This is a genomic window from Bacillus cereus group sp. N14 (assembly GCF_016483555.1).
Lineage (GTDB): Bacteria > Bacillota > Bacilli > Bacillales > Bacillaceae_G > Bacillus_A > Bacillus_A wiedmannii.
In genome coordinates, this window is sequence record NZ_JAEHBQ010000014.1 from 1 (window position 1) to 25,543 (window position 25,543).

Genomic DNA, 25,543 nt, shown 5'->3' on the forward strand with positions numbered 1-25,543 from the left:
GCTGTTACTTCTTTTGTATCTACTACTTTACCGCTTTGTAAAAGATCTACTTTGATCATTTCCGGACGATCTTTCGCGTTATCGTCTTTCCATGTTTTCGTTCCTTCTACTTTTGTTTCGCCTACTTTTGTATTTGTGATATCATAACCATTGACTTTGGATTCGTATCCATCTACCGGTTGTTCTTTCACTTCATACTTGTATGCTTTTCCATTTGCATCGAACGCTACTAAATCTTTAAATTCATACTTCCAGCCTGTTTCTTTGCTGACTTCTTGTGTCGCAATCACTGTACCGTTTTGTAGTAAGTCTACTTTGATGGCTTTATGCTCTTCCTCTGTGCCACCTTTCCACGTCTTCGTTCCTGCAACTGATGTCTTGCCTACCTTTGTATTCGTGATATCATAACCATTGACTTTGGATTCGTATCCGTCTACTGCTTGTTCTTTCACTTCATACTTATATGCTTTTCCGTCTGCATTGGTTATCGCCAAATCTTTAAATTCATATTTCCAACCTGTTGCTTCGCTTACTTCTTGCGTCGCAATCACTGTACCGCTTTGTAGTAAGTCTACTTTAATCATCGTTGGACGACCTTCCGCATTTCCGTCCTTCCATGTTTTCGTTCCTTCTACTTTGGTTTTTTGTACCACTTTTGTATTTGTAATATCATAACCGTTTACTTCTGTTGTGTATCCATCTATCGGTTGTTCTTTTACTTCATACTTGTACGCTACTCCATTTGCATCATACGTTGCTAGGTTGTCGAATTTGTATTTCCAACCATCTGCCGCTGTTACTTCTTTCGTGTCTACTACTTTCTCATTTTGTAGTAATTCTACTTTGATTGAACTTGGACGATCTTTCTCGTTATCGTTTTTCCACGTCTTCGTCCCTGCAATAGATGTAGTTTTCACCTTATTCGAAATTGGCAACTTAACTCCATTTACAGCATCTGATTTAACTTCAAAAATTACTTTTGCTTGAGGATCGAAATCAACATAGTCTGGAGCTGAAACTTCTTTCACATAATATTTACCTGGTTGTAAATTAGGGATTTCAATTATCCCTTTTTCATCTGTTTTATATACATCTCCAACTTGTTCATCAGGCTCTTTATACAACTTAAACGAAACATTTGGGATTACTTTTTCTTCATCCCCTTCAATATGCTTCACAATTTTTAGTGTTCCTTTTGGAGTCACGTTACCTTCAGCACCACCGCCAGCTGTCATATTTTCGACTGGATGAGTACCCGATTCATTAACTGGTTCCTTGTTTAGAACTTGGTAATCAATCGTATAATCATTCTTAAAAAACTCTTGCTTCTTCCCAGCTTCCGTTATAGTAGATGTATAACCAATCGAAAAGGAGGCAAGACGCGCTTTATCCTTATTAAGCACAACTTTAAATGATTTGTCTCCAGTAAAGGTAATCGTTCCGTAACCTTGCTTTTCAAGCTCTTGTAGCGTTAAAGATCGACGACCTATATAATCATCTACAATTATATAGAAACTATCCTTATTAAGTGTTTGACCTTCCTGTAAATTATCAGTCACAACAATATCACGACTTAACTCTTCTTTAGCCAAGTTTATATTCAAGAACCAACGTACTTCATCGCTCTTACCTGAGTTCATATCACCAGTTTTATAAAAAAATGGTGGCTTTCCAGGATCTGTACCCCCACCACTGCTTGGGCCGGTAATTGTTACAGATTGCTTATCTACATTTGTACCGAAATTGGTTTCAATCTCTTTCTTTTCATCCGTTCCTACATTAGCAGCTTCCACAAAAAAGTTTAAATACCCTTTAATATTTTGATGTGTACTCACTTTATCATTAAATGTACATACCACAGTACCTGCAGTGACTTTACAAGTACCATAATCATCTAATAGAAACTCTGTATTTAATCCTTTTAATTCTGGAGGCAGTGTTAATGTTAGTGTGTCTCCAGACTTCAGCTTAAGACTATCTTTTTCACTGAAGTTTATAGTTACTTTAGTCCGTTGTCCGATAGAAAGATCTGTTTTATCAATCTTAAAACTATCCACAAGTCCTAATGTATTTAATTCTTGTGCGTTTGCTACTATAGGTAAAAGACTCTGACCTATAGTAAACATGAAAATCATTATAATCGAAAAAATAGAAGTTATTCTCTTTAAATACATACTTTATGTTAGCCTCCTCATAATTTAAAATATAAATAGTTTCTGGTACAAACATGTTATGATGAAAATTCTATTATCCAACTATTCCACCTACGTATTTTTAATAGCTATTATGATTTCTCTTCCCCCCTTCACTACTACTTAACAACTTGAAACTTGATTTTTTATAAGTGTATCTAACATTTTCGACACGCCTACAATTATGTACTTTTGACCTATATTTTTTAATAGGAACATAGATAAACTTTGACAAAAAAGTTTAAATAATAAATACATATAGGCGACAGATACTGGAATACATTTAAAATCAGGAAAAAATGATTTAAAATGCATTCCAGACGAAACTCATGACAACCATTCTTCTTTTTGTGCCTTAGGGATTATAAAATGATTATTCTATGTGTAAAAAATTTTAGTGCGGGCAAATATAGACTAACTACTTCACAGCAAATATGCATCCTATCAACTTCCATACTTATCGTTCTGAAAAATAACGAAAATTACGGATTATAGTCGCACTCAGCATACCAGCAAAAAAGCTTATAAATGTGGAACGAGTTAAAATACTCATATTTTACAGGATATCATTAGAAGATAAGCTTTCTGTCATCATAAGTACGGCTGACAATGTCCATGTATTAAAACATTTGATATTTAGTTAAATACCGAAATAAATTGATGCAAAAAACATTTTAACATCAGCGCTATATGATTAAAATATTACGGACGAAGTATTATTTGTCTATGAAGATAAAAGAAATATTCTCCAAATCTGAATAAAGTGAAACAAGTTTGGGGGTAACTAAAAACGATTGTGATTTTCAACTGATTTCATGTGAATTTTGCAGAAATACGGGAATCAGTCTTTTCATTTTTGGAGTATATAAATGGGTGTCGAGAAAAAGGGTTTCTCCTGATGGATCTGATTCTAGAGCTATGTCAAAAAATTAAAATAAACCTACATATCATCTATCCGCTAAAAATTTTTAATTTCTTTACGAATAATAAAATATTTATATATACTTATATAAGTTTATGTATTAATATATATATATATAAATGATGTTAAATCAAAAATAAGAGTTGTATTTCTCCTCATTATTTTTATCGAATCTAAAAAATCAAGTTGATTAGCACCAAATCCTTGACTCCTTAAATAAGAAGTTTTGAGGATTACCTACTCAGTTGTTAGATAGATTATAATTTTAAGTACACTTACCTTGATTGTAATAACATGATTTAAAGCAATTACAACATTCCCTATTAGCATTTCATCAATAAATAATACAGACATGCCTTTTTTCGTAATTCCCCCAAAAAACAACAAATTTTTTCCATAGTCTATTATTCTAGAATTGTTACCAAAAATCAATAGTTAATTGTTGCTCCCCATTTTTACTTCATTATTATAAGGCATCTTTAGGTTAACCAATTATCCTATTTTACATATCATATTCTGGCTAAGGTTGACCACCCTCATATAATTCTCCTTAATTTACACAACATTATATGTTTAGGTTTTTCAGAAAAAGCCACCTTTCTTTTAAAAGTGATAACATCTATATCCTCATTAAAAATATACAAATAATTCAGGTTGCACTTTTCTATTTCTCAATACAAATTAATTTTTTAAAAAAAACAGATATAAAGCCTTTATCCGTCTTCTTTTGTCAGTCCAAAAGAAAAAAACAATTAGTTATAACAAAAATCACCTACTTTAAAGTGGTGATTTTTTATTGAGAAAATACATATATGCATAAAAGCATATTTTCTCCTACTCCTTATCGTATAAAATATTAACTGTAACAAAAATGATTACAACTAATAAGGAGGTTTTTTCTACTATGAAAAAAATGATTTTAGCCAGTGCTTTAACTTTAGCAGGAATTACTGGCGCTACCGCTTTTATTCCTGAAACAAAAGTCGCTGCTGCCACTCAAGAACAAAGTTTTACAAAATTTTATTCTTTACAAACTGGAAGTAGTTCTGAACAAGAACCTATTTTCCTTCAAAAAGGACAGGAACTAACAATTCAACCTAACAGTAAAACTCCTAGTTACAGTGTTTATGACTCAAGTCATAACCTTATTGGGCGCTATTCTGATGGTTACGGCCGAATTTTCACTGCAAAAACAGATGGAAATATGTATGTTCAATTTCATGCACCTTTCGTTTACTATAGTCCTGTTAGCTTTTCCGTTACGTATACAATCCAATAAAATAAAGGGCCTTTCTCAAGGCCCTTTATTTTATTTCCCAATTCACTTTTACAAAACCATCTTTCACCAATACACCACTTATATTAAATACATACTTTTCATTTGCCTTTAATGTAGCTTTGAAAGTACCTTTTTTCGATTCACAGATCTCTTTTAACTCTCTTATACCTTCTCCTTGTCTTTCATACAAGCTAAAGCATAAATTCCCACGTTTTGCATCTGTCTCATAAGAAAATGTTACTTCTGTATCTTTCGCATACTCTAGTTCAATATCTTTCCCAGCAATATCCCATGATAAGAATTTTGCCTCGTAGCTGGTCTCCCCTTTCTTCTCATTTTCTAAATATATATCACCAGCTCTCCACATATCATCTAACGTTTGAACGAAAGCAAAGCCGCTCAGTAATACAAACATCGTACTTGCAAATATGACAACTAATGTTATCTTTTGTTTTTTCATAGCCTTCATCGTATGTTCTCCTTCTATTTTCTTGTTACTTCTTCGTATCATATATAACAAAACTCCAATAAAAAATGGTAATACAATCGCTATAACACTCCACCACTTACTTATCCCACGCGTTTTCACATCTGTATACACCCATGATGCTACACATACTAAAAGTGCTATAAAAGTTAAAAGCATTGTAATCCCAGCTATCTCAAATACTACAAATGGCTTAGCGAACTCTATCATGTAATTTATACTCCTTCTTTAAAAATGACTGTATGACAACATATATAGGAACGTATAGATGCATCATAATCACACTTGCTATCAACATAGGGACTTTATGATTCAAATGAGTGACAAACTGCTCCATAACAATTGTTAATAAAATAATCCAAATCGCATGAATACAAATAACCCATCTTTTCTCTAATTTTCGAGCATTTCGTACGCTCTGTTTCGTATTATTTATCAGCTCTTCGCTTGGAATCATGTCTTCAGCTAAGCTGCTCCTTATCTTCTGATCAAACTTATCTTCCGTCATAAACGAACCCCTCCAAATGTTCCCGCATTTGCTTCTTCGCATAATTAAGGCGGTATTTCACCGTACCAATCGGTATATTTAATATTTCGCTCATTTCTTTATAAGAGTATTGTTCATAATAGTAGAGTACGAGCACGGTTTTATATTTTTCATTCAATAGCTGTATAACTTCCCGTATCATTTCCGCTTCCACTTTTTGAATAAATTCTTCTGATATATTCACTTCATCTGCGAAATCGATTTCTCCACCATCCTCTTTATGAAACAAATCCAATACGCGATCTTTCCACCTTTTCTTCTTACGATAAAAATCATAAAACGCACGAACACAAATTGTAGTAATCCATTTTTTATAATTTTCCACGCAAGAAAGCTGGTGCCGAGAGGAAAAAACTTTTATCCAAGTCTCTTGAAAAATATCTTCTGCATCTTCTTTCGTTTTCGCTAATTTATAGCATAAAGAATATATTTGCTGCTTATATATATCAATTAATTCTTCTACCTTTTCTTCCATCGGAAACCTCCTGTCATTTATATAAGACGACGCAAATTCTCCTTTTGTTTGATAAAATTTTATTTTTTTATTATCTCCATACAAAAAGGCAATCACAACATCGTGTGATTGCCTTTTACTGAAAGCGAAAAATCGGCTTCGCTTTTCTTTATTGTCCAGCTCCAGCGGCTAGAATACTCGGTGGCTTCGCGCCTTCCTCCGAGGCAAAGTACGCCTCTCTGTCAGGAGCTCCATCCCCCTCCTATTCTAAACGAGCCGCTTCCGCTTTTCTTAATTACATTTTTTCTGGTGCAGATACTCCTACGATTGCTAATGCATTTTGAAGTGTAGTGCGTACTGCTTTCATTAACTCATAGCGAGCTTTACTTAATTCTAAGTTATCTTGGTTTAATACTTTTTCTGCATTATAGAAGCTGTGTAATGCTGCTGCTAATTCAAATGCATAGCTTGTAATGCGGTGTGGCAGACGTTTTTGTGCTGCATCCGCAACTACAGCTGGGAATTCACCAAGTTTTTTCAGTAACTCTACTTCTTTCTCCGAAGTAACAAGCTTGTAATTCACGTCTCCGCCTGCAGCTAGTCCTAACTCTTCACCTTGACGAAGGATACTGCATACGCGAGCATGAGCATACTGTGCATAGTATACTGGGTTTTCATTAGATTTTGATACAGCTAAGTCCATATCGAAGTCTAAATGAGAATCACCGCTACGCATTGCGAAGAAGTAACGCATTGCGTCCACGCCTACTTCTTCCATAAGCTCACGAAGTGTAACTGCTTTACCTGTACGCTTACTCATCTTCATTTTTTCACCATTTTGGTACAGTTGTACCATTTGGATGATTTCTACTTCAAGTGTTTCTTTATCGTAACCTAGCGCTTGAATAGCAGCTTTCATACGAGGAATGTAACCGTGGTGATCAGCACCCCAAATGTTGATTAACTTATCGAAACCACGCTCTAATTTATCACGATGGTAAGCGATATCTGGCGTTAAGTATGTGTAAGAACCGTCGTTTTTAATTAATACACGGTTTTTGTCGTCACCGTAAGTCATAGAACGGAACCAAGTTGCACCGCCTTCTTCAAAGATCTCGTCACGCTCTTTTAATACTGCAAGTGCAGCATCGATTTTTCCGTTTTTGTATAATGATGTTTCTGAGAACCATACATCAAACTTAACACGGAAGCTTTCTAAGTCTTTTTGAAGTTTTGCTAACTCATATTTTAAACCGTATGAACGATAGAACTCATAGCTTTCTTCAGCATCAGCTTTTGCATAACGATCGCCAAACTCTTCAGCTAAACGCTTACCGATTCCAATGATGTCCGCACCATGGTATCCGTCTTCTGGCATTTCTTTCTCTAGACCTAAAGCTTGCATGTAACGAGCTTCAACAGAAAGAGCTAAGTTATGAATTTGGTTACCAGCGTCATTAATGTAGTACTCACGAGATACATCGTATCCTGCTTTTGCTAATACGTTACATAAAGTGTCACCCACTGCCGCACCACGTGCATGTCCTAAGTGAAGGTCACCTGTTGGGTTCGCAGATACGAACTCAATTTGTACTTTTTCACCTTTACCAGTATTCGTTTCACCGTAAGCTTCGCCAGCGTTAACGATTGTTGGGATTAAGTCTGTTAAGTAGCTATTATCCATGTAGAAGTTAATGAAACCAGGTCCTGCGATTTCAATTTTTTCAATAGAAGCTTTTGCTTTATCGAAGTTTGCAACTAATTCTTCTGCAATCATACGAGGTGCTTTTTTCGCAACGCGTGCAAGTTGCATTGCCATATTTGTAGAGAAGTCACCATTTGTTTTATCTTTTGGAGATTCTAATACAACGTTTGGAATCTGTTCTTCTGTCGCTAATTCTGCCTTTAATACAGCAGCTTGAATTTCTTCTTTAATTAATCCTTTTACTTGTTCTAAAGAATTCATTATTTTGCCTCCTTCAAATTAAGTGTAATTGTATATCTGCCAGCTTCTTGTTCACTTAGAAGCAATGCGTACGTTAAGAAAAGTTGTCCTTTTTTCTTTTCATCCGACCATTTAAAAAGAACATTATCAGTTTTCGTTTGCAATGCAAACGTACCAAGTTCACTCGTATACGTACCAGTTGTCCATTCACCTTTCACATGCGTTTGACGCATTGAAACAGCACCTGAACGCATAATGAGAACTTGTTCATCTTGAATTTTAATAATTGTTTTCACTTCGCCCTGTTCGTTCGGCTCTTGGAATGTTACATATGTACCTTGACCTTTTACATAGTATTGACCATTTGCTTCAAAAGCAACGGTTTCCTTCCTCGCCCCTTCACGGATTTCTGTTACGAAATGAACGTGTACCGGCAAGCCTGCAAGTTGTTTCTCCACGTCTTGCACACCTTTCAAATGTTATAGATATTAAATACTACTTATAATAAATCACTTTTCCTATCATATCAAAAAAAACCTCTGTCTGTCTGCTGAAAAATCAGGAAAACTCCTTTTCAAAAGATAATTCACCTTCACCTTATTTCATATGATAAAATATTTTTTAAATCTAAATATTCTTTCATTTAAAGAGGTGAGTTATGTGCTACCAACAAAATTGAAAAAAGGTGATGAAATTAGAGTTATTTCACCCTCTTGTAGTTTAAGTATTGTCTCAAATACGAATCAAGAGCTTGCTATAAAAAGATTAACCGACATGGGCTTTCAAGTTACATTCTCAACATATGCTGATGAGATAGATCGATTTGCTTCCTCTTCTATTTCTTCACGCATTCAAGACCTCCACGAAGCATTTAGAGACCCGAATGTAAAAGCCATTTTAACGACACTTGGCGGATACAACTCTAATGGTTTATTGAAACATCTCGATTATAATTTAATTCGAGAAAATCCGAAGTTTTTCTGTGGCTATTCTGATATTACCGCTTTAAATAATGTCATCTACGCAAAAACAGGACTCGTTACATATTCAGGACCCCATTTCTCTTCATTTGGAATGGAGAAAGGACTCGAGTATACGACTGATTACTTTTTAAAATGCTTAACTTCTATTGAACCTATTGAAGTCTTGCCATCTGAAACGTGGAGTGATGATTCTTGGTATGTAGATCAAGAAAACCGAGAATTTATTAAAAATGATGGATATGTTTCAATTCATGAGGGCGAAGCAACTGGAGAGATTATCGGTGGTAATATGAGCACATTGAATTTACTACAAGGTACACCATATATGCCAAATTTACAGGATAAAATTTTATTTCTTGAAGAGGATAGTTTAACTGGAACAGCTACCCTTAAAACTTTTGATCGTTATTTACATTCTCTTATGCAGCAACCTAACTTTGAACATGTAAAAGGCATTGTTATAGGAAGAATGCAAAAAGGAGCAGAATGTACGATAGAAGACATTCAAGAAATGATTGCTTCAAAGCCTGAACTTACACATATCCCTATCATTGCAAACGCAAGTTTCGGGCATACAACCCCGATTTTCACTTTCCCAATTGGTGGACGTGCAAAAATCATTTCTAATAAAGAGAATTCAGCTATCACCATTTTAACGCACTAAAAAAGGAGCGAACGATTCGCTCCTTTTACGGTTTTTCTATTTTTTCCAACGCTTTTTGCGGAATTGATTCTTTTGGGATTTCAGCCCATCCTTTTCCTTGCATACCTTTTGCATAAATTTTTATAAACGCCCCCGTATGCAATTCACGGTTCATCATTCTTTTCACAACTTGTAACTTTCCGTCTTCTGTATACCCTTTAAATGTATACAAGTATTCACCGTCTTTTTTCTCACCTTTATTTATAACCGCATAATAATCTTGTATTTCTTTATTTGAAAAGAAGTTGTCTACAAAAGCATGCACACCTTCTGTTTTCGTGTTTAAATAGTACGCTGTTCCACCTAAAATAATGGCGAATACAGCTAAAACTTTAATTACCAATTTCATACATGCGCCTCCTGTTTGCACTTCTTTCTCACTAATCTTATTTCTATACCTGTATTATACGGAAAAAGGCATACTATACTCTATTGAAAAGTCTTACACTTTCCTTACATTATTGTAAGGGTTTTTCAACTTATAGCAATTTCCCAATAAAAAATTTTTCCGTTTCATGAACTTTTATATTATTATTGAATGATACAAATTTTTATTACAAAAATCAAAGGAGACAGTTTTCAAATGGCTATCTTGCAAGGTTTAGCACTATTACTTGTTGTACTTTGTCTATTTACACTTTTTAGTTACCGTGCTCCTTATGGAATGAAAGCAATGGGTGCTTTAGCTAATGCAGCAATCGCAAGTTTTCTTATTGAAGCATTTCACCGTTATATCGGTGGAGAGATGTTTCATAATGACTTTTTACAATCAGTAGGAGAAGCTTCTGGTAGTATGAGCGGTGTCGCAGCGGCAATTTTAGTCGCACTAGCAATCGGTGTTTCACCCGTATATGCTGTTTTAATCGGTATCGCTACTAGCGGATTCGGTATTTTACCAGGATTTTTCGCTGGATACGTTTGCGCTTTCGTCGTGAAATTTCTCGAAAAGAAATTACCGGCTGGTGTAGAGTTTTTAGCAATTTTATTTATTGCCGCACCAATCTCACGCGGAATGGCCATGCTTATGGATCCGCTCGTGAACGCAACGCTCGGTAAAATCGGTTCTATGATTTCAGTTGCAACTACAGAAAGTCCTATCATTATGGGTATTATGCTTGGTGGATTAATAACAGTTATTTCTACCTCTCCATTAAGTTCTATGGCACTAACTGCAATGCTAGGATTAACAGGTTTACCAATGGCAATTGGTAGTCTTGCCGTAGCAGCCTCAGCCCCAATGAACTTTATTTTCTTTAAACGACTAAAAATTTGTTCAAAAAAAGACACAATCGCTGTAGCAATCGAGCCTTTAACACAAGCCGATGTTGTTTCAGCAAATCCAATTCCAATTTATGCGACAAACTTCGTTGGCGGTGCCCTTGCTGGTATTATTACATCTCTGTTCCAGCTCGTTAATAATGCGCCAGGAACAGCATCACCAATCCCAGGACTTCTTGTCTTATTCGGATTTAATGACGTTGTAAAAGTAACAATTGCTGCTGTATTATGTGGAATCGTTACCACGATTGTTGGATACATCGGATCAATCGTGTTCCGTAAATATCCAATTCGTTCTGCTGATGAAATTCGCGGCATTACTTCGGAAGAGAAGGTTGCATAAGAAAAAGAGCTATTCTCATCGTTTGAGAATAGCTCTTTTTTATCCAGCTACAGCGGCTAGAATCTCCGGCCATTTCACACTCTCGGTCGAAGCCAAAGGTGCTTCTCGGTCGGGCGTTCCAATGACCTGCGATTCTGAGCGAGCTGCCTCCGCTTTTATTCTATCCAGTTACGCCTTCTAGACCCTTGCGTCTAAGCAGTCGGCTTCACTTTTATTTTATCTAGCTGCATCGGCTAGAATGATCGGTGGCTTCGCTTCTTCCTTCGAGGCAAAAAACGCCTCTATGTCTGAAGCTCCATCCCCCTCACATTCTAAGCGAGCCGATTCCGCTTTTACTTTACCCAACCGAGCAGCATTTCCCGCACGAATTTGCTTGCTGCGACTGGTGTTTGATCACTATGGTCGTAGACAGGAGCTACTTCTACTAAGTCTGCTCCAACTACATTTATATTTGAATTTGCAATTGCCACGATGGAATCTAATAATTCTTTAGATGTGATACCTCCAGCTTCTAACGTTCCTGTTCCTGGAGCGTGAGCTGGGTCTAATACGTCAATGTCGATTGTGACATAAACTGGGCGTCCTGCAAGTTTCGGTAATACTTCTTTTAACGGTTCTAATACGTCAAATTTATATAAGTTCATACCTACTTCTTTTGCCCATTCGAATTCTTCCTTCATTCCAGAACGAATACCGAAAGAATATACGTTTTCCGGACCAATTAAATCGCACACTTTACGAATAGGTGTAGAGTGGGATAAAGGCTCCCCTTCATACGATTCACGTAAATCAGTATGAGCATCCATATGGATGATTGCTAAATCCGGATATTTTTTTGCCATTGCCTTAAAAATTGGCCAAGACACTAAGTGCTCACCGCCGAGACCTAGTGGAAACTTATCGGCATCTAAAAGTTTTGATACATACTCTTCAATCATGTCTATGCTACGCTGTGGATTTCCAAATGGTAATGGAATATCACCCGCATCAAAATATTTTACCTCTTCTAGTTCACGATCTAAATATGGGCTATATTCTTCAAGACCGATTGACACTTCACGAATACGTGCAGGGCCAAAACGAGAACCTGGACGGTAGCTTACTGTCCAATCCATTGGCATCCCGTAAATAACTGCCTCTGACTCTTCAAAACTTGGATGACTTTTAATAAATACTTTACCTGAATAAGCTTCATCAAAACGCATACTCTTTTCCTCCTTGTGTGGAACTTAAGGTATCCCAACCTTTCATTATTTCTCAAATTTGGAGCGAGCTGCTCCTCTTTCTCGATTTACCTGTGCCTTCTTTTTCTTACAAGAAGACTACTTCATTTGTAGCAGTGTAAGTAACTAGCATGTTCAAGCCCTCTAGACAAACACCTTAAATGAGTAACTTACACTTTATTTATTTCAATTTAACGCTCTTACTTAATTAAATCGCCAACAAATTTCGGTAATGCGAATGCTGCATTGTGTAATTCTTTTGTGTAGTATTTCGTTTCGATTTCGTGGAAACGCTCTTCACTCACTTCTAATGGATCATGTTTTTTAGATCCAATTGTGAACGTCCAAAGACCACTTGGGTAAGTTGGAATGTTCGCTGTGTATAAACGAGTAATTGGGAAGATCTCCTTTACGTCTTTAAACACAGTTGTAATTAGTTCTGGTGTGAACCAAGGGTTGTCCGTTTGTGCAACGAAAATACCATCTTCTTTTAACGCTTTAGAGATTCCAGCGTAGAAGCCTTTTGTAAATAGATTTACTGCTGGTCCTACTGGCTCAGTAGAATCTACCATAATTACGTCATATTCATTTTCGCTTTCTGCAATGTGTAGGAAACCATCTCCTACTTTTACTTCTACACGCTCATTATCTAGTGCGCCTGCAATTGATGGTAAGTATTGTTTAGAGTACTCAATTACTTTTCCATCGATTTCAACAAGAGTTGCTTTCTTTACGCTTGGGTGTTTTAACACTTCACGAATAACACCGCCATCGCCACCACCTACAACTAATACGTTTTCAGGGTTTGGATGTGTAAATAAAGGTACGTGCGCTACCATTTCATGATAAACGAACTCATCTTTTTCTGTTGTCATAACCATGCCATCTAAAATAAGCATGTTTCCGAACTCTTCCGTTTCAACCATATCAAGTTTTTGGAATTCTGTTTGCTCCGTATGTAATGTGCGGTTAATACGCGCCGTAATCCCAAAATGTTTTGTTTGTTTTTCAGTGAACCATAGTTCCATCGTACAATCACGCCTTTCAATGCAAATTTATAATAGGGACATCATTAATGTCCCCTAACAAAAATAAAACAAAACATCCAAAAAGTATAGTTAAAAGTACAAAAATACCGAAAATATATTTTAGTCAGAGGGTTCTAACATATGTACGAAAAGGGATTGCCCTGTAATAGGAAAGAAAACCCTTTCTTAAGAAAGGGCTTTTGTCTCTACTTCTACCGGTTTTCGAACCGGAATTAAAATCATTACAAAACCGACTAACACAACAATTCCACCGACTAAAAACGGACTTTGCGGTGAAACAGTGTGGCCAATGATTCCTGATAAGATTGGAGCAATTGCGCCACCTAACCAACGAACGAAGTTATAAACACCTGATGTAACAGATCTTTCATAAGGTGAAATATCCATTACATAACTTGTAAATAATGCATTATTTAATCCAGATGCTAATCCCGATAGAACAATTAATACAATTTGTAACCACATAACTTTCACGAAGAATAGTGCGATTAAGAAAAGCGCAAATACGAGTAAACTACCTTTCAACAATGCTTTCGGTTCATATTTCCCTTCTAGCTTATGGGCCAAAATTGCAGAACCGTAAGCTAACGCTAATCCCCATCCGCAAAATACAAACCCTAATTGAATAGCAGATAAATGCATAATAAGTGGTGAATATGCTAGCACAACGAAAAATCCGTAGTAGTATAACATTCCTGAAATCGCACCTTGCATAAACGGTTTATATTTCACCAGGTTAAGTAATTCCCCTACGCCTGCCGCTTTACGTTTCACTTTTCGCTCCGGTTCTTTTACAAAAAAGAAAACTAAAATAAATGCTAAGAAAATTAAAATACTCGTCGCAAAAAATGGGTAACGCCAAGAATGTCCACCTAATATCCCGCCTAATAACGGTCCGCCTGCCATCCCTAAACCGATAGCTGCTTCATATAGTCCTACTGCTTCATGAACTTCTTTACTTAATGCAATCAATAATGTCATCGCCGTTGCGAAGAACATCGCATTTCCTAATCCCCACCCCGCGCGGAAAATAGATAATTGGGCAATCGTTTGCGATATACCGCATATAAACGCAAATACAGTTACAATCGCAAGACCGATCGTCATCATTCGTTTATCACCAAATCTTGATGCGAATATTCCAGCTGGTAACATCATAATTGCCATCGTTAAAATATATGCTGTAAATAACATCTCTACTTGCCAATGCGATGCACCAATTTGCTCAGCAATACTTGGTAAGATTGGGTCGACTACCCCTATACCCGAAAAGGCAAGGAAGGTAGCCACCACTGTAATCAATCTCCCTAATTTTTGTTTGCTCTCCATTTTGATCATTCTCCTTTTGTACTCTCTAAAAATGTCGCTGCACGATGTAGGCTATCTTCGAGTTCCGCCTTTACACGCTGCATTTGCTCCATTTTCTCGTCTAGCGTTTGCACTTGTTTTTCAAGCATCTCTTTAATTTCTTGAATCACTTCGCGGTCACGAGGATTCTCACTATTTCTTCTTTGCTCCATTCTTTCTTTTAACGATAAGAAATGTTGCATTTCTTGAAGCGTAATTCCTAACACTTCTTTCGCTTCTACAATCCTTTTAATTCTGGCGATGTCCTCGTCTGTATACAGGCGAATGTTCCCCTCACTACGTTCAGGGGGATGAATTAAGCCAATTTCCTCATAATAACGAAGTGTACGTTTTGTTAAACCAACTTGCTTTGTGACTTCATCAATTTTATACATGTTTATTCCTCCCTTCACTTGATTATTACATTTTACGTTAACGTTAACTTTTGTGCAACTGTTAGACTTTTGTAAATGTTTATCCCATTCAATTGTATTTTTCCAAAAGCAGTTTCATAATGAAAGAAAAGAAACGATAAGGAGATTTCCGTATGAATAAACCACTTATTTTCGCCCACCGCGGGGTAAAAGGAACACATCCAGAAAATACGATGATTGCTTTCCAAGAAGCAGAACGCATTGGTGCCCACGGAATTGAGCTTGATGTCCACCTATCAAAAGATGGTGAACTTGTCGTGATTCACGATGAAACAGTAGATCGCACAACAAATGGCATAGGTCTTGTTTCTGAAAAAACGGTAGCGGAATTACAAGCTTTAGATGCCGGTAGCCATAAAGACCCTTCTTTCCATGAAGCAAAAATTCCAACGTTACGCGAAGTATTCATTTGGTTATCTACGACAAATTTACAGCTCAACATTGAGTTGAAGACAGATGTTATCCACTATCCAACTATTGAAGAAAAAGCTATCGCTCTCGTTCGTGAATATCATCTATCTAATCAAATTGTATTCTCGTCATTTAACCACGACTCTGTTTCATTATTAGCAGAAATAGCTCCTGAAATCCCGAGAGCAATTTTATATGACACACCACTTGCTAATCCTATTGCTGAAGCAAAAAATAGAAACGCAACTGGTTTACACCCAAACTTTCAATTATTAACAAAAGAATTTGTCCAATTTGCACAAAATCAAGGGTACGCTTTCCGCCCTTATACAATTAACGAATACAAAGATTTACAAACTATGATTGACTACGGCGTAGATGTCATTATTACCGATTGGCCAGCGCGTGCCTTTGAGCTCCTTTCTTAATTAAAGGAGCTTTTTGTTTTCGAAATTTCATTGTTTAAAATAACCGAAAACCCTCAATACTAATACAATAATGTTTGTATTAGTATTGAGGGGCTGAAAAAGATGGATCAAACTATGAATCCGAAACTTAAAAAATATAAACGTCTTTTCTTCACCGTAATGTTTTCTTCTGTTCTTTTTTTCGTTTTTTCCTTTTTTGTTATTATTATAGTTGCAAAAATTATGGGACCTCCCCCTGTTGCTGTCCCGCAAACAAGTGTCTTTTACGCTAATGATGACACTGTTATCGGACAAAGTAATGAAATGCAAAAACGTTACAATGTATCTCTCAATGAAATCTCTCCTTATGTAAAAGAGGCGACACTATCTATCGAAGATCAACGATTCTACAAACATCATGGCTTTGATATGAAACGTATTGCTGGTGCTATTGTTGCCGATTTAAAAGCGATGGCAAAAGTCCAAGGTGCTAGTACGATTACACAACAGTATGCTCGTAACCTATACTTAGATCATGATAAAACGTGGAAACGTAAACTATTAGAAGCAATGTACACAATCCGCCTTGAAGTGAACTATAATAAAAATCATATTTTAGAAGGATATTTAAATACAATTTATTACGGGCATGGTGCTTACGGAATCGAAGCTGCATCTCGTCTATATTTCGATAAAACAGCAAAAGAATTAACATTAGCGGAAGCTAGTATGCTCGCAGGTATCCCGAAAGGACCTAGTGTCTACTCTCCCTTTTTAAAAGAGGATCGTGCGAAAGGACGACAATCTCTCATATTAGACGAAATGGTAGAACAAGGTTACATTACGAAGAAACAAGCAACGTCAGCAAAAAAAGAGCCACTAACTTTTGCCTCATTAGATACAAAAAAAGTGGCAGAGATTGCACCTTATTTCCAAGATGCTGTACAAGCTTCTCTTCTTCGTGATATCGGATTAGATGAACAAGCCTTACAAAAGGGTGGCCTGCGTATTTATACAACACTAGACCCTAAATTACAATCTGTTGCAGAGCAAGCTGTAAAAGATCACATACCTGACACAACAAACATACAAACTGCGCTCGTCTCTATGAATCCAAAAACAGGTGAAGTAGCTGCCCTTGTTGGTGGAACTGATTATAATACGAGTCAATTTAACAGGGCTACACAGGCCGCTCGACAGCCTGGATCTACGTTTAAGCCATTCCTGTATTACGCGGCATTAGAAAGAGGATTCACCCCTGCTACGCGCTTAAAAAGCGAATACACTGTGTTCACTTTAGGTGACGGTGTTTCAAAGTATAAACCGAAAAACTATAAAGACTATTATGCAGACGATTTTGTAACAATGGCGCAAGCTCTTGCGGTCTCTGATAACGTATATGCCGTGAAGACCAATTTATTTTTAGGCGAAGACATTCTTACAAAAACAGCGAAGCAATTCGGTATTACTACCGCATTAAAAGATGTTCCGTCTCTCGCTCTCGGTACATCTCCTGTAAAACCAATTGAAATGGTTAACGCTTATAGCATGTTCGCAAACGGTGGAAAAGAAGTAAAACCAATGTTTATTCGCCGCATTATGGACCATGAAGGAAATATGTTATACGATGCTCATTTGGAGAGTAAGCAAGTTCTTGATAAAAGCAAAGCATTTGTGATGGAAGAAATGATGACGGGTATGTTTAATAAAAAACTAAGCAGTTATGCTGCTGTAACTGGTCAATCGATGTTATCAAAGCTATCAAGAACATATGCTGGAAAGTCTGGTTCTACTGAAACGGATAGTTGGATGATTGGATTTACTCCGCAAATTGTAACTGGTGTATGGGTTGGATACGATCAACCTAAATCAATTTCAAATGTAGCCGAACAGGGATATGCAAAAAGAATATGGACCGATACGATGGAAAAAGGCTTAGATGGACAACCTAAAAAAGAGTTTAAACAACCAAATGACGTCGTTGCAGTCGATATTAACCCTGAAAACGGAAAAATCGCTACAAAAAATTGTCCCATTTCAGTTAAAATGTATTTCGCAAAAGGTACAGAACCAACTGAATATTGTATGGATCATGTCGATGACAAAGAGGAATTTGAAAAGACAACTGAAGAAAAGAAGAAAACAAGTTGGTGGAAAAAATATCTTCCTTGGTAAAAAAATAGCTGACGGGTATCCGTCAGCTATTTTTTATTCACTTAATAATGCACGGCGCAATTCTTCACTAGATTCGTTCCAAATCGCTTCATTATGTTCTTTCAAGAACGTACCAAGTACTTTTTTAGATGATTCATCCATATGGTCAACCATAATGTGACGCTTCATTGATTTATCCATTTTGTTTACATGCTCTGGAAGTGATTTATATCCGCGGCGAATTTCACGGTCAACTGTCATTTCACAAGCTGTTACACCTGCATAATAAGCACCTGTCGCCGTTCTTTCAATCGTTACCCACACAAGCCAAAATGGTTTTCCGTTTGGAACTTCATCTTTATTTGTTAAAAACTTAATACCTTTTTCGACTGTACTACGCGCATGCATTGCACCGATATCAACAAATGCTGTTTTCTCTAGTACATCGACAAATACAGGTGAAATGTTTTCTAGACTTAATGCTCCAACACCAAAACCACCATGTCCATCTGTTGAATCATTTTTCACGATATTAAAACCGATTTTTTTCTTTTTCTCTGTCATATGTAAATTCCTCCTCACTTAATGATTATAAAAGGCCAAAAATAGGCGAAATGATACTGTCTAAAAATACAAATACATATGGAATGACAACATTAAAAATAGGTTGAATTGTATAATTGCTAAGCGGTGTAATAACAAGAATTAATAACGCTATTGCTCCATACTTTTCATACTGTGTCATTTTCGCACGAATATTTGTTGGTGCTAGATCCTCCACAACTCGGTACCCATCAAGTGGCGGAATTGGCAATAAGTTAAATACAAGTAATACGATATTAAGCATAATAAAAATTCGGAAGAATTGAGCCAATGTATCCGCTACTGCAAATGGAATTGAGTCTAATACACCAAATGTTAATAGGCTATACCAAATGATTAAACCAATTGCACTTAAAATTAAGTTACTAATTGGGCCTGCAATTGAAACTAATATACCTGCAAGACGCGGCCTTTTAAAGTTATATGGGTTAACAGGAACAGGTCTTGCCCAACCAAAACCAAGAATTAATACAGCGATCATCCCAATAGGATCTAAGTGCGCCATCGGTGATAATGTTAAACGGCCTTGCTTCTTTGCTGTATCGTCTCCAAATTTATATGCAACATATGCATGCGCAAATTCATGCACTGATAACGCAATAATAATGGCCATTGCTACCAACGGAATTTGGTGCAACGGATATCTAAATAACTGATCCATGATTCATCTCCTCTTCAATCTGTCAAAAAAAGAAATTATTTGTTTTTTCGATTGTTCTTCCCCATAATCCGCTATAATAAGAGTGTAACTTACATAAAAGGAGCGATTATATATGCCATACGTAACAGTGAAAATGCTAGAAGGACGCACAGAGGAACAAAAGAAAGCTCTTGCTGAGAAAGTAACAGCAGCAGTAAGCGAAACAACTGGTGCTCCTGAAGAAAACATCGTTGTTTTCATCGAAGAAATGTCTAAAAACCATTATGCAGTTGGCGGAAAACGCTTAAGCGACAAATAATTTCAAGTTCTTTCATAAGAAGCAGCCCTTAGCTGCTTCTTATTTTTTTCCTTCTAGTAACTCGATGATTCTCTCTTTATATTTTCCTTTTCTTCCATCTTCATAGATTAAATCATGCGGATAGAATAATTTTTGATCCCTTCTCTTCTTACCAGTAATCGCCTCAACGATATCCGATTCACGTGAAAGCTCTCTAAGCTCTCCATTTGGCATAAGAAGTAAGATTGGCAGACGCTCTTCTTCTTCACCAGCACGGTAAAAGTCATACGGTAAGTCTGATGTTGAATCAACTACTAAATAGTATTCTGGATCAAGTCCAATCTTTTTGAATAAGCTACTTAATTCCATCCAATTATCTAAACCGTGCTTATCTGTAAACTCTACGTATTTAAATAGGTTTCGATTCATAAAACGGCGGCATAAGTCACTTAAAATTGGATCTTCTTCGTCTTGCCATACTTGGAAGTAATAATACATAACGTTCTCGTCTAACTTTAAATAATCCTCTACTGTTACTTCTTCTTCAAATAAAGAATAGAAATGAACCGGATGATTTTTAAATGTATAATACTTCTCGTGCAATGATTTTGCACGGTGTAAAATCTTCGTTAAAATAACTTCGGCACTGCGCGTTACCGGATGGAAATATACTTGCCAATACATTTGATAACGACTCATAATATAATGCTCAACAGCATGCATACCACTATTTTTAATGACTACTTGATTCCCATATGGACGCATGACACGTAGTATACGTTCCATATCAAAGTTTCCATACTTTACGCCAGTGAAATACGCATCTCTTAATAAATAGTCCATACGATCTGCATCAATTTGACTGGAAATCATGCTAATCGCTAATTTATTCGTAGATGTTTTGGCGATTACATCGGCTACCTTTTGCGGAAAGTCTTTATCCACACGACTTAATATGCGATTAATTTCCGTATCTCCAACGATAATCTTTTGCGTAAATTTCTCATGATCTAATGAAAATACTTTTTCAAACGAGTGAGAAAATGGGCCGTGACCGACATCATGAAGTAATGACGCACATAAACATAACAATCTATCTTCAGCATTCCAGTTCGGTCTGCCATCAAACACATCATCAATCATACGACGAATAATTTCATATACACCTAACGAATGAGTAAAGCGACTATGCTCTGCACCGTGAAATGTAAAAAATGTCGTTCCAAGCTGCTTAATACGGCGCAAGCGTTGAAATTCTTTCGTTCCGATTAAATCCCAAATAACACGATCGCGTACGTGCACATATTTATGTACCGGGTCTTTAAACACTTTTGTTTCGCTGAGTTTGTCGTTTAAATATACCACCTTCCGACATCCCCCTTTCTTTACTGCATTCTTACTATATATTATAAACGAAATAGGAAACAGAAAGAAATGAAAGACTATATTAATTGCCCTTATATAAAGAAAAAATCACTTTTACCGAAGTAAAAGTGATTTCTGTTTATACATTATTTCCCTAAAACGAATTCAGCAACTTCATCTAAGATCATTTCTTTACCTAGAGGGAAGTAACCTTTGTTTACGTCTTCGTTTTTAATTGTAAATACGTGGTTGTTTTTAACAGCGTTCATGTTTTTCCAAATTGATTCTTCTTGGAATTCTTTTAGACGTTGAGAACCGTCACCAGTTGTAAATACGAATAAGTAATCCGGGTTGTAATCGATTAAAGCTTCTTTTTGTACTTGTACTAGTGGTTTATCCGTTGGTGTACCTTTAACTGCTGGTAATTTTAAATCATTAAAGATTACGCTACCGTAACCGTAGTCACCGTATACGCGGAAAGCATTTGGATATGCAGCCATTTTCATAAATTTAGCATCGCCAGTTTTCGCAACGATTTTATCATGTAATTTGCTTGCTTTTTCATCATACTGTTTGAACCATTCTTTTGTTTCTTTCTCTTTACCGAAGATTTGACCTACTTCTTCGAATTTTGGACGCCATTGATCTAATGGAGTTTTTAACATAACTGTTGGTGCAATTTTAGATAATTGATCATAAATCTTTTCTTGACGATTGTTTACAAGAATTAAGTCTGGTTTTGCAGCAGCTACTGCTTCGATGTTAATTTTATCGCCCCAAGCAGAACCAACTGGTTTTACGTCTTTTAATTTCTTTTCAATATGTGTATCAATTTTTTCTTGCGATGTATTAGCAGTAATAATTGGTTTCATACCAAAAATTAATAATTCTTCTGTTGAACCACTAAGGTCAGCAATTTTCTTTGGATTTGCAGGGATTTTAATTTCCCCTTTTGCATGTTGTACAGTGCGCTCTTCAGTCTTCGCATCCTTCGCATCTGCTTTCTTCTCTTCTTTGTTAGAACAAGCTGCAAATAGTACAGAAGTAACAACTAGTACCATTGCTAATAACGCCATTTTAAAATTCTTCATGTTCCCACTCCTTCTAGCTGTATTTCTCTTATAAGTTACAATGAACTATAAGAAACAAGATTAACAATTAATAAATATATATTGATTAATTGTTACTTATGCCCCGTTCTAACGGGTGTTCAACTTCCTATTTACTAATAAGAAGCTCAACGTCCATTAGAAGCCCCCCTCTTTACGAGGGGGATTCTACTTATGCTTTTTTACGCAATTGATTACTAATCATCGCTAAATCATATGTTAAACAAATTGGTTTACAGTTTACTGGACACGGAACGATTTGAGCTTCAATCTCAAATACACTGCGAAGTGTTTCACTTGTCATCACTTCATCTGGCGTTCCTTGTTTCATTAACTTACCTGCTTTTAATGCAATCATATGATCTGAGAAACGAGAAGCATGGTTTAAGTCATGGATAACCATAACAATCGTTCTACCTTCTTCTTCATTTAACTTTTTCAATAAATTTAATACTTCTAATTGATGCGCCATATCTAAGTACGTTGTCGGTTCATCTAATACGAGTAATTCTGTTCCTTGTGCAAGGGCCATCGCAATCCATACACGTTGACGTTGCCCGCCTGATAACGCCTCTGCTGAACGATTTGCAAATTCTGTCATTCCCGTCACTTCAAGTGCCCAATGAATGTAACGATAATCCTCTTCTTTCAACGTTCCAAATCCTTTTTGATGAGGAAAACGTCCATATGAAACAAGTTCAAACACAGTAAGGCCAGTTGGCACTTCTGCAGTCTGTGGTAAAATCGCCATTTTCTTTGCGATTTCTTTCGTTGGTTGTTTCTCGATTGCTTTTCCGTCAAGATAAACAGTACCTTTTTTCGCCTTCAAAATACGAGAAGCCGTTTTTAATAATGTGGACTTCCCACAACCATTTGGTCCAATAATCGTTGTAATTTTCCCTTCCGGAATTTCAACTGTTAATCCATCAATAATTAACCCTTCATTATAGCCAACAGATACCGCATCAACTGCTAAAGTTGCCATACAAAAAGCCTCCCTTTATTTTGTCCTCATAAGTAAATATATGAAATATGGTGCACCAATTACAGAAATAACAAGACCGACCGGTATTTCTGAAGTTGTTAACACACTTCTTGAAATTACGTCTGCGAATAAGAGTAAAAACGTCCCTATTAGTGCAGCGGTAGGCAGCATAATTTGATGTTTACCACCAACAAGGCGCCTCGCTAAATGCGGAGCCATTAAACCGATAAAACCAATTCCTCCGGCAACAGCGACAGATGCACCAGCTAAGCAAACTGCAATAAATAATAATTTACGTCTTTCTTTTTCTACATTTAGACCAAGGCCAACAGCTGTGGAGTCACCTAGATTCATTACATTTAATATGTGTGCCTTACTAATAGCAAGTGGCAAGAAAATAACCATCCATGGAAGTACACTTAGCACGAACTTCCAATCTGTGCCCCATAGACTTCCTGCTAACCAAATCGTAGCAAAGCGGAAATCGTTAGATGTCATCTTCATAGAAAAAATTAAACTAACAGCACCAAACCCGGCTGCAACAGCGATACCAACTAGTATTAATCTCGTTGATGAAACGCCGTCTTTCCATGCTAGTAAATAAATAATAACCGCCGCTAATATTGCACCAACTAACGCGAAGAATGGAAGGATAAATACAGATAAAAATGTACCAGTCCCAACTTTTCCGAAGAAAAAGTAGACGAATATAACAACTGTTAATCCCGCTCCAGCGTTAATACCGATAATACCTGGATCAGCAAGTGGATTTCGTGATAATCCTTGCAAAATCGCACCTGACATCGCTAAAGCGGATCCGACTAATATAGCAATAACCATACGCGGCATACGGAATTCAAATAAAATAACAGACTGATCTTCAGCCCCAAGTCCAACCAATGACTTTAATACGTCCATTGGCGGTATTTTAAATGTCCCTGTATTTAAACTTACTAAAAATACAGTAACGATTAATCCTACTAAGATTGTTAAAACAGAAACGTTCTTTTTTGTTAAGACACTTGTCCTCACATTTTCCCTCTCCCTTCGTTACGTGCTAAGTAGAGGAAGAATGGAACCCCAATTAGCGCTGTAATTGCTCCAATTGGCGTTTCAAACGGCGGATTAATAACGCGAGATAACATATCTGCACATTCAATTAACAGCCCACCTAAGACCGCAGAACATGGAATAACCCATCTATAGTCTGAGCCTACAAGGAAACGAGTCATATGCGGGATTACAAGACCAACAAATCCAACCGATCCTGCCATAGAAACCGCAGAACCTGTTAACACAAGAACAAGTACTGTTCCGATAAATTTAATTAATGTCGTATTTTGACCAAGTCCAATCGCAATTTCTTCACCGAAGCTTAAAATTGTAATATACCTCGACATCATAATTGCAATAAAGAGACAAACAAGGCCAATTGGTACTAACATATTAATACTTTCCCATTTCACTCCCGCAACTCCGCCTGCATTCCACATACTCACCTCTTGGGCAAGGTTGAAATATAGCGCAATTCCAGATGAAATGGCCCCTAATAAAGCACTAATTGCTGCACCCGCTAAAGCTAACTTCACAGGTGTTAATCCACCTGGTGAAGAAGACCCAATTCCATATACAATGCTCGCTCCAAACGCAGCCCCAATAAAAGATGCGATAACGAACATTAAATAAGGTGAATTAGGGAAGAATGCATACATAATTGCAATTCCAAATACAGCTCCATCTGTAATTCCCATTAACGATGGTGAAGCAAGTGGATTTCGCGTCATACCTTGCATAATTGCCCCTGATACCGCTAAAAAGGCACCTGCAACTACGCCCCCTATTGCTCTAGGCATGCGAAGTTCTTGAATTACGTTATGATGCGTAATAGAACCGTCAAACTGAAACACAGCTTGCCATACAGTCTTTAAACTAATATCTGCAGCACCAAACGAAATAGAAACTGCCATGCTTAAAGCTAACAAAACTGTACCTGCTACTAAAATAATAGAAGCAACGAGCGGTCTGCTCTTAATCTCTTTGACATTCACATCTTGCTGTTCTATACTCCTTGCGCTCGCTTCCATACCTCAACCATCCTAACCAACAACATATATTTAATGAAATGAAATTTATTCTCAAATAGTAATAAAAAAATTAGGTTAATTGACCTTTTCTTGATAATGATTCTCAGAATCAGACACTTTCTATTTTACCTATCGCTTCAAAAGACTGTCAACCATTATTTTGAAATATAAATTTATATTTGAATGGATAGATGATGCCCCTCCTTCATTGAATGTTAATCTACTCAATTGTATTTTCGTAGAATAACTCATTCCTCGTATGGGCATAAAAAAAGAAGAGTAATCTGTTCACTCTTCTTTT

At 36.6% G+C, this 25,543-nt stretch carries 24 protein-coding genes; 6 read left to right on the top strand and 18 right to left on the bottom strand.

Annotated elements, in window-relative coordinates; genetic code table 11:
- The coding region (locus tag JDS82_RS19085) for a Cna B-type domain-containing protein (protein ID WP_199713765.1) at nucleotides 1-2,174 on the bottom strand (2,174 nt) is incomplete at its 3' end.
- A gap of 1,844 nt (nucleotides 2,175-4,018) precedes the next feature.
- On the opposite strand from JDS82_RS19085, the gene JDS82_RS19090 reads away from it, so the two are divergent.
- Complete coding sequence (locus JDS82_RS19090) at nucleotides 4,019-4,393, top strand: hypothetical protein (protein ID WP_000738236.1); 375 nt, start codon at nucleotides 4,019-4,021, stop codon at nucleotides 4,391-4,393.
- A gap of 25 nt (nucleotides 4,394-4,418) precedes the next feature.
- Here JDS82_RS19090 and JDS82_RS19095 read toward each other — a convergent pair whose 3' ends face one another.
- The 5 genes from JDS82_RS19095 to JDS82_RS19115 form a co-directional block, all read right to left on the bottom strand.
- Nucleotides 4,419-5,090 (bottom strand): anti-sigma factor, encoded by a 672-nt coding sequence (locus JDS82_RS19095; protein WP_199713766.1) that lies wholly within the window; start codon nucleotides 5,088-5,090, stop codon nucleotides 4,419-4,421.
- Nucleotides 5,074-5,388 (bottom strand): hypothetical protein, encoded by a 315-nt coding sequence (locus JDS82_RS19100; protein WP_000133818.1) that lies wholly within the window; start codon nucleotides 5,386-5,388, stop codon nucleotides 5,074-5,076. The genes JDS82_RS19095 and JDS82_RS19100 overlap by 17 nt, the downstream gene beginning before the upstream one ends.
- Nucleotides 5,375-5,902 (bottom strand): RNA polymerase sigma factor, encoded by a 528-nt coding sequence (locus JDS82_RS19105; RefSeq protein ID WP_000391645.1) that lies wholly within the window; start codon nucleotides 5,900-5,902, stop codon nucleotides 5,375-5,377. Before JDS82_RS19105 ends, JDS82_RS19100 begins: the two co-directional genes overlap by 14 nt.
- A gap of 274 nt (nucleotides 5,903-6,176) precedes the next feature.
- Nucleotides 6,177-7,847, bottom strand: coding sequence for an arginine--tRNA ligase (gene argS / locus JDS82_RS19110; protein ID WP_001086442.1), 1,671 nt, complete (start codon nucleotides 7,845-7,847; stop codon nucleotides 6,177-6,179).
- The gene (locus JDS82_RS19115; RefSeq protein WP_000414868.1) at nucleotides 7,847-8,284 is read right to left on the bottom strand and encodes a YwiB family protein; all 438 of its coding nucleotides are present in this window, start codon (nucleotides 8,282-8,284) and stop codon (nucleotides 7,847-7,849) included. Before JDS82_RS19115 ends, argS begins: the two co-directional genes overlap by 1 nt.
- A gap of 148 nt (nucleotides 8,285-8,432) precedes the next feature.
- On the opposite strand from JDS82_RS19115, the gene JDS82_RS19120 reads away from it, so the two are divergent.
- Nucleotides 8,433-9,473 carry a S66 family peptidase gene (locus JDS82_RS19120; protein ID WP_199713767.1) on the top strand — a complete coding sequence of 347 codons (1,041 nt, stop codon included), beginning with the start codon at nucleotides 8,433-8,435 and terminating at the stop codon, nucleotides 9,471-9,473.
- Between the two features lie 25 nt (nucleotides 9,474-9,498).
- Here the strand turns inward: JDS82_RS19120 and JDS82_RS19125 are convergent, their stop codons facing one another.
- On the bottom strand, nucleotides 9,499-9,861 hold the full coding sequence (locus tag JDS82_RS19125) for a YxeA family protein (RefSeq protein WP_000779928.1): 363 nt from the start codon (nucleotides 9,859-9,861) through the stop codon (nucleotides 9,499-9,501).
- Between the two features lie 234 nt (nucleotides 9,862-10,095).
- Here JDS82_RS19125 and JDS82_RS19130 point away from each other — a divergent pair, with 234 nt between their 5' ends.
- Nucleotides 10,096-11,133, top strand: a complete 1,038-nt coding sequence (locus JDS82_RS19130) for a PTS sugar transporter subunit IIC (protein ID WP_000996323.1) — start codon at nucleotides 10,096-10,098, stop codon at nucleotides 11,131-11,133.
- Nucleotides 11,134-11,465: 332 nt separating this feature from the next.
- On the opposite strand, the gene speB is transcribed toward JDS82_RS19130, so the two are convergent.
- The 4 genes from speB to JDS82_RS19150 form a co-directional block, all read right to left on the bottom strand.
- Nucleotides 11,466-12,338, bottom strand: a complete 873-nt coding sequence (gene speB, locus JDS82_RS19135; RefSeq protein ID WP_001209823.1) for an agmatinase — start codon at nucleotides 12,336-12,338, stop codon at nucleotides 11,466-11,468.
- A gap of 218 nt (nucleotides 12,339-12,556) precedes the next feature.
- Complete coding sequence (gene speE, locus JDS82_RS19140) at nucleotides 12,557-13,384, bottom strand: polyamine aminopropyltransferase (protein ID WP_000424696.1); 828 nt, start codon at nucleotides 13,382-13,384, stop codon at nucleotides 12,557-12,559.
- A gap of 186 nt (nucleotides 13,385-13,570) precedes the next feature.
- Nucleotides 13,571-14,734, bottom strand: coding sequence for an MFS transporter (locus JDS82_RS19145; RefSeq protein WP_000444245.1), 1,164 nt, complete (start codon nucleotides 14,732-14,734; stop codon nucleotides 13,571-13,573).
- 5 nt (nucleotides 14,735-14,739) lie between these two features.
- Nucleotides 14,740-15,147, bottom strand: coding sequence for a MerR family transcriptional regulator (locus tag JDS82_RS19150; RefSeq protein ID WP_000276564.1), 408 nt, complete (start codon nucleotides 15,145-15,147; stop codon nucleotides 14,740-14,742).
- Between the two features lie 152 nt (nucleotides 15,148-15,299).
- Here JDS82_RS19150 and JDS82_RS19155 point away from each other — a divergent pair, with 152 nt between their 5' ends.
- Both JDS82_RS19155 and JDS82_RS19160 read left to right on the top strand, forming a co-directional pair.
- A complete protein-coding gene (locus JDS82_RS19155; protein WP_199713768.1) occupies nucleotides 15,300-16,025 on the top strand; it encodes a glycerophosphodiester phosphodiesterase in 726 nt (241 codons plus the stop codon).
- A 102-nt stretch (nucleotides 16,026-16,127) separates the two neighbouring features.
- Nucleotides 16,128-18,179, top strand: a complete 2,052-nt coding sequence (locus JDS82_RS19160; protein ID WP_000372976.1) for a transglycosylase domain-containing protein — start codon at nucleotides 16,128-16,130, stop codon at nucleotides 18,177-18,179.
- Between the two features lie 33 nt (nucleotides 18,180-18,212).
- Here JDS82_RS19160 and JDS82_RS19165 read toward each other — a convergent pair whose 3' ends face one another.
- Both JDS82_RS19165 and JDS82_RS19170 read right to left on the bottom strand, forming a co-directional pair.
- Nucleotides 18,213-18,722, bottom strand: coding sequence for a YwhD family protein (locus JDS82_RS19165; protein WP_000136683.1), 510 nt, complete (start codon nucleotides 18,720-18,722; stop codon nucleotides 18,213-18,215).
- 25 nt (nucleotides 18,723-18,747) lie between these two features.
- Nucleotides 18,748-19,422 (bottom strand): site-2 protease family protein, encoded by a 675-nt coding sequence (locus tag JDS82_RS19170; protein WP_000372449.1) that lies wholly within the window; start codon nucleotides 19,420-19,422, stop codon nucleotides 18,748-18,750.
- A gap of 112 nt (nucleotides 19,423-19,534) precedes the next feature.
- Here JDS82_RS19170 and JDS82_RS19175 point away from each other — a divergent pair, with 112 nt between their 5' ends.
- Entirely contained in the window at nucleotides 19,535-19,720 is a 186-nt protein-coding gene (locus JDS82_RS19175; RefSeq protein ID WP_001147171.1) for a 2-hydroxymuconate tautomerase, read from the top strand.
- Nucleotides 19,721-19,759: 39 nt separating this feature from the next.
- On the opposite strand, the gene JDS82_RS19180 is transcribed toward JDS82_RS19175, so the two are convergent.
- The 5 genes from JDS82_RS19180 to JDS82_RS19200 form a co-directional block, all read right to left on the bottom strand.
- Nucleotides 19,760-21,064, bottom strand: a complete 1,305-nt coding sequence (locus tag JDS82_RS19180; RefSeq protein ID WP_000262747.1) for an HD domain-containing protein — start codon at nucleotides 21,062-21,064, stop codon at nucleotides 19,760-19,762.
- A gap of 146 nt (nucleotides 21,065-21,210) precedes the next feature.
- On the bottom strand, nucleotides 21,211-22,155 hold the full coding sequence (locus JDS82_RS19185) for an ABC transporter substrate-binding protein (protein ID WP_000787744.1): 945 nt from the start codon (nucleotides 22,153-22,155) through the stop codon (nucleotides 21,211-21,213).
- A gap of 190 nt (nucleotides 22,156-22,345) precedes the next feature.
- On the bottom strand, nucleotides 22,346-23,158 hold the full coding sequence (locus tag JDS82_RS19190; RefSeq protein WP_000212066.1) for an ABC transporter ATP-binding protein: 813 nt from the start codon (nucleotides 23,156-23,158) through the stop codon (nucleotides 22,346-22,348).
- Between the two features lie 15 nt (nucleotides 23,159-23,173).
- The gene (locus tag JDS82_RS19195; RefSeq protein WP_001260774.1) at nucleotides 23,174-24,190 is read right to left on the bottom strand and encodes a FecCD family ABC transporter permease; all 1,017 of its coding nucleotides are present in this window, start codon (nucleotides 24,188-24,190) and stop codon (nucleotides 23,174-23,176) included.
- Nucleotides 24,187-25,242: a FecCD family ABC transporter permease gene (locus JDS82_RS19200; RefSeq protein WP_000388283.1), complete on the bottom strand. Its 1,056-nt coding sequence runs from the start codon at nucleotides 25,240-25,242 to the stop codon at nucleotides 24,187-24,189. The genes JDS82_RS19195 and JDS82_RS19200 overlap by 4 nt, the downstream gene beginning before the upstream one ends.
- Nucleotides 25,243-25,543: the final 301 nt, after the last annotated feature.